The following is a 513-nucleotide window of genomic DNA, read 5'->3' on the forward strand; positions in this document are numbered from 1 at the left end:
CTGCCGCTGGTGGTCGAGGTCGAGGACCTGGCGCAGCTCGAAGAAGCGCTGGCTGCCGGCTGCGACCGCATCCTGATCGACGACTTCACCCCGGCCATGCGTCGCGACGCGGTGCGCATCGCCGCTGGCCAGGCGCCTGAAAAGCGGGTTCCGCTGGAAGTCTCCGGCAGCGTCGGGCTGGATGGCCTGCGCGCCATTGCCGAGGACGGCGTGGACTGCATCTCCATCGGCGGGCTGACCAAGCATGTGCAGGCGATCGACCTGTCGTTGAAACTGGGCCTGCCGCCGCACTGAAGGGATGCCTGCAGCTGGACCTGCGCCACAGGCGCGCAGTTCCAACCGGACATCGGGCCCGGGGCGCCCCGGCACAGCCCGTGATTTCACGACACAGGAACAGCCATTTCTGCGAGGCTCGCCCCATGCCCGAGGGGAGCCCGCCGTGGCCCAACGATTCCTGCTCTGCTGCTTACTGCTGCAGCCCGCGCTGCCTGCCATGGCATTGGAGGTCTGCGA

Annotated in this window: 1 pseudogene; it reads left to right on the forward strand. The window is 68.4% G+C overall.

The features are described from left to right. Nucleotides 1-294 (forward strand): annotated as a pseudogene (locus ABB22_RS17275) (carboxylating nicotinate-nucleotide diphosphorylase); the annotation flags it as partial. Between the last annotated feature and the right edge of the window lie 219 nt (nucleotides 295-513).

Origin of the sequence: Stenotrophomonas nitritireducens (assembly GCF_001431425.1) — a bacterium.
GTDB classification, from domain to species: domain Bacteria; phylum Pseudomonadota; class Gammaproteobacteria; order Xanthomonadales; family Xanthomonadaceae; genus Stenotrophomonas; species Stenotrophomonas nitritireducens.